Below are 4271 nucleotides of genomic sequence, written 5' to 3' on the forward strand. Positions count from 1 at the left end.
ATACCGCAACCCAACCAACCAGCGGCTACGGACACGCTGCGCAACCACCCGCCGAGCCCGCGGATGTCTCAACCCCGCTTAACTTCGAAGACCCATCAATCGACTGCGCCGCAGCCGGCGGCGCGGAGAGTCCACGCGGGAGCATGTGCGCCCGTTCCGTCGGCTCACAGTCTCGGCCGTCGCCGCAGCAATCGCCCTCGTCGGGTTCGCCGCCGCCGAGTCGCCGGCCGCCCAGGCCGCCCCGAAGAGGCTCGTTCGGATCGACTACTGCGACAGCATCTACGCCGACAAGCCGATCACCCAGCAGCGGGCGGAGACTTCCGAGCTGTCGATGACCTGCCTGATCAACAAGGTGCGGGTCGACGCCGGGGCGCCTCCACTGAGACTCGAGACCGTCTATGCCGCGAACGGCGGGAGTGTTTACCAGACGCCACTGTGGAAGGCCGCCACCGGGCACGCCACCAGGGCCGTCGCGCTGAAGTGGTGGATCCCGGACCCGGTGAACGACCCGGAGGGCAAGAAGACCCACATCGACCCGGAGACCGGTTCCAACCCCACCACCCGGATCAAGGGGGCCGGCTACTGCCCCAACGGCACCTGGGCCATCGCCGAAAACACCTTCACCTCCGCTGGCATGGGGCAGCAGTTCCCGCCTACCCCACGCGGGGTCGTCACCTGGTGGGCGACTGATCCGTACCACTGGCCCACGCTGATCAACCCCACCTACCGGGAGCACCGCATCGCCATCCTGCCCGGGTCCGCCGACCCCAACGCCACCGGCGACCCGTCCGGGACCTTCGTCGAGAACCTCGGCAGCTGCACCTGACCGACCTGAGCCTTCCCAACCGGGGCGCCGCGCCGTCCGAGCAGGCAGCGGACAGCGACGGCGCCCCGGCGGCCTCAACGGCGCCGCCGGGCTTCTTACAGGGGGCGGTGCAGGTGCCGGTGGCCGGGGATGCCCAGCAGCATGAGGCCGGCGAGGCTCAGGAGAACGCCGGCTGCGGTGTAGGCAAGAGTCACGTCGGGGGAGGCGTCGGCCAGGCGCGGGATCGCGTTGAAGGGCGCTACGGAGTACATCAGCAGCAGGGACCAGCCGCGTGGGCGTACCGGCGCCAGCCTGGCGCGCAGGCGGCGGGGCACCCGGTCGGCGGCCATTGCCAGTCCTGTGGGCAGCACGGTGAGGGAGAAGAAGACCAGGCCGATCCACTGCCACTTCATGGTGCGGGGTTCCTCTGGTGTGGGAGGTCAGACATGGCGCTCGCGACCCGTTCCTGGTCCGGTGCCTCGTGGTGGCGTTGTACGCCGCCGCCTCGTTCAACGTCGTCGCGCATTGTGTCCTGGGTGTCGCAGGCAAGGGGCGGGGCGCCGGGCGACGAGGAGACCGTGCGATCGGAGAAATTGTCGCGGCCGACACCAGCGCCCTGGACGTCGAGAGGCGACAGAAGCGGGTCCCAACGGAACCCGGCCGGACGCACAATGATGTCCTTTCGACGTGGCTCCAGCTCCCGGGAAGTGCCTCATTCTCGAGTGTCGGACCGACAGCTGCTGGTTCCGGTCCGCGTGGCGGCCTGTGACGGTTTGTGGTCGGGGTGGCAGGGTGTGCGGTTATGAGTGTGGGAACGGGGATCCCACCGGTCGGCCGGGACGATGCGGCTGCGGGTGGCGGAGCTCCTTCGCGGCGGGTGGATTTTTTCGTGTCGTACACGGCGGCGGACCGGGGCTGGGCGGAGTGGGTCGCCTGGCAGTTGGAAGCGGCCGGTCACGTGGTGGTGCTACAGGGGTGGGACTTCACCGCGGGCGCGAACTTCGTGTATGAGATGCACCGGGCGGCGATGGTGGCGGCGCGGACGGTGGCGGTGGTGTCGCGGCCTACTTGACCTCGGCGTATGCGGAGGCGGAGTGGCAGGCGGCGTGGGCTGCGGATCCCTCAGGGGTCGAGCGGCGGTTGGTGCCGGTGCGGGTGGAGGACTGCCCACAGCCGGGGTTGTCGAGGCAGCGGGTCGGGGTGGACCTGTTCGGGGTGGACGAGCGGGTCGCGTGCGGGCGGTTGCTGGCGGCGGCGAGCGGAGAACGACAGCTCTGTCACGGACGCTGACCCTTTCCGTGACTCGTGTGGGGACCGGCGGCCAGCCTGCTGACCATCACCGTTTCCTTGGCACTCCCGAAATCGGGGCAGCTTCAGTTCTGGGAGTTGGTGGTGGTTTTCGGGTAGTGGTTGGGGGTGCGAGGACGAGTCGGGCCGCCTTCGCCGTCCGGCCGCCATACCTGCGTCTATCGCATGTACGGTGTCGACACTCGGATTGGTCGCCATTCAGCGTGCTGCCGGGCGGCCGATCTGGTCGAGGAGTCCGGTGTCCGGGTCGGTCCAGACGAAGCTGTCACGCTCGCGCGCGGAGTCGCTGGTCATGCCTGTAGCGGCTCCGCGCTGGGGTGGTGGCTGCGCAGGGCGTGTAGCGCCGGGGCGAGCTCGCTGATCTCCGGGGCGTATTCCAGCTGCTGCGCCCAGCGGGCGGGCACGGCCGCGGCGCCGTCGCGGGCGCCGAGGAGGCCGCCGGTGATGGCACCGGTGGTGTCGGCGTCGTCGCCGCGGTTGATGACCGCGACGAGGAGGTCCTCCAGCGAGTCGGGCTGTTGGAGGGCCCAGACGGCCACGGCGAGGGAGTGCACGACGTATCCCGTGGTGGGCAGGTCGGTCAACGATGTCGCGGCGGAGGTGGCGAGGGCGGCGTCGACCTCGGGGGCGGGGACGGTGGGGGTGGTGTCGCGTCCCGCCTGGAGGGCTTCGGGGACCGGTGTTCCCTCGACGAGGGCGGAGACGATCGCGGTGTAGGCGACGCAGGCGTGCACGCAGCGGGGATCGGCGTGGGTGACGGCGCTGATCTCGGCGGCTTCGCGGGCGCACCGGTCCGGGTGGGAGCGGGCGAGGCCGGTGGGCAGGGCGCGCATGAGGCTGCCGTTGCCGGCGCCGCCGCCGCGCGCCGCGGCGGTCGCGGCGGCGCCGGCGGCCAGCGGCTCCTCGCCGTCGGCGATGCGACCCAGGGAGGCCGCGGTCATGCCGCCGATGTCGCGGGGACGTCCCCGGTACCAGCGCAGGAAGTGCTCGGTCACCGCGCCGAGCTGGTAGCCGTCGGCATAGGCGCGGGCCACGGCGATCGTCAGGTCGGTGTCGTCGGTGCCCTGCCCGGGACGCCACCCGAACGCCCCGCCCCCGGTGATCTCGGTGTGGACGCCGTGGCGGCGCCTGATCTCCTCGGGGGGCATGAATTCCAGGGTGGCGCCGAGCGCGTCGCCGGCGGCCAGTCCCAGCAGCGCGCCGTGGACACGCTGCTGGGAGGTCGGGGTCGTCATGGTGGGCCCTTCTGGCCGGGTGCTGGGAGGGTCAGGTCCAGATGGCGCCGTCGACCTTGACGCTGAGGCGGATGCCGCGCCGGCGCAGCGCGGTCACCAGCTCCGCGGAACGGACGACGCCTTCGGCGCCGAACATCTCCAGCATTACCGACGGATCCGACCAGTAGAGCGCCGGGCCATGCCCTTTCCCACGCCGTAGATCAGCCCGCGGTCCCCGAACGCTAGCGCTGGCCAGGCTTGAGGGTGATGAACAGGGCGGTGGCGTCGGCCGTCACGGTCTCACCGTCGTAGAGCGCGGCGGTCAGGAACCGCTTGCGGCCCTCCTCCCGGTCGTGCCGGACCTCGACGCGGAGCCGGACGTCGATCGGGGTGATGGCGCGGAAGTTGACGTTGAGGTAGGCCGTCCGCGCCATCGGCCGGCCGACCGCGTTCGAGAGCCGCCCCATGATCTCGTCGAACATCAGGGGGATGGCGCCCCCGTGGGCCGCGCCGAAGCCGCCGAGGTAGTACCGGCCGAACGTGACGTGCCCGACGAGGCGGTTGTCGTCGGCCTCGTCGACGTGCACCATCGGCAGCAGCGCGTGCGCGCGGCCCCCGATACCGGGGGTCCGGCCGGCGGCCTGCAGGGTGTCGGCCACCAGGTAGGGCTTCAGGAGTCCGCTGAGCCGCTCGATGTCCAGGCTGGCGTTTCGCGCCACGTCGGCCGGCAGGTCGACGCCGCTCGCGGTGTCCCGCAGGACCCGTAGGGCGTCGAGCATCCGGGCGAACTCGGGCTCCAGCCCGCCGGCCGTCTCGTCCGGCGCCCGCTGGTTCTCCGTCACGACTTCTCCTAGTAGGACTTGGTTAAGTCGGGGCGAGGTCGATGTGTCGAAGGGGCGGCAGGGGCTGTCGGCAGGTCGGGCACCATCCCACCCAGCAGGCCA

At 71.2% G+C, this 4271-nt stretch carries 4 protein-coding genes and 1 pseudogene; 2 read left to right on the forward strand and 3 right to left on the reverse strand.

Translation table 11 applies throughout. From position 1 onward, the window contains the following. Positions 1 to 145: 145 nt before the first annotated feature. Positions 146 to 826 (forward strand): CAP domain-containing protein, encoded by a 681-nt coding sequence (locus BBK14_RS08980; RefSeq protein ID WP_071060949.1) that lies wholly within the window; start codon positions 146 to 148, stop codon positions 824 to 826. A 95-nt stretch (positions 827 to 921) separates the two neighbouring features. Here the strand turns inward: BBK14_RS08980 and BBK14_RS08985 are convergent, their stop codons facing one another. Further along, positions 922 to 1218, reverse strand: coding sequence for a hypothetical protein (locus tag BBK14_RS08985; protein WP_071060951.1), 297 nt, complete (start codon positions 1216 to 1218; stop codon positions 922 to 924). A 389-nt stretch (positions 1219 to 1607) separates the two neighbouring features. Between BBK14_RS08985 and BBK14_RS34945 the strand changes: the two are divergent. Beyond that, positions 1608 to 2095 (forward strand): annotated as a pseudogene (locus BBK14_RS34945) (toll/interleukin-1 receptor domain-containing protein). A gap of 308 nt (positions 2096 to 2403) precedes the next feature. Here the strand turns inward: BBK14_RS34945 and BBK14_RS09000 are convergent. Both BBK14_RS09000 and BBK14_RS09005 read right to left on the reverse strand, forming a co-directional pair. Beyond that, positions 2404 to 3348, reverse strand: coding sequence for an ADP-ribosylglycohydrolase family protein (locus BBK14_RS09000; RefSeq protein ID WP_071060957.1), 945 nt, complete (start codon positions 3346 to 3348; stop codon positions 2404 to 2406). Between the two features lie 221 nt (positions 3349 to 3569). Further along, on the reverse strand, positions 3570 to 4169 hold the full coding sequence (locus tag BBK14_RS09005) for a hotdog domain-containing protein (RefSeq protein ID WP_241831325.1): 600 nt from the start codon (positions 4167 to 4169) through the stop codon (positions 3570 to 3572). Positions 4170 to 4271 lie beyond the last annotated feature (102 nt).

It is taken from the genome of Parafrankia soli, from assembly GCF_001854695.1.
In the GTDB taxonomy this organism is placed as follows: Bacteria; Actinomycetota; Actinomycetes; order Frankiales; family Frankiaceae; genus Parafrankia; species Parafrankia soli.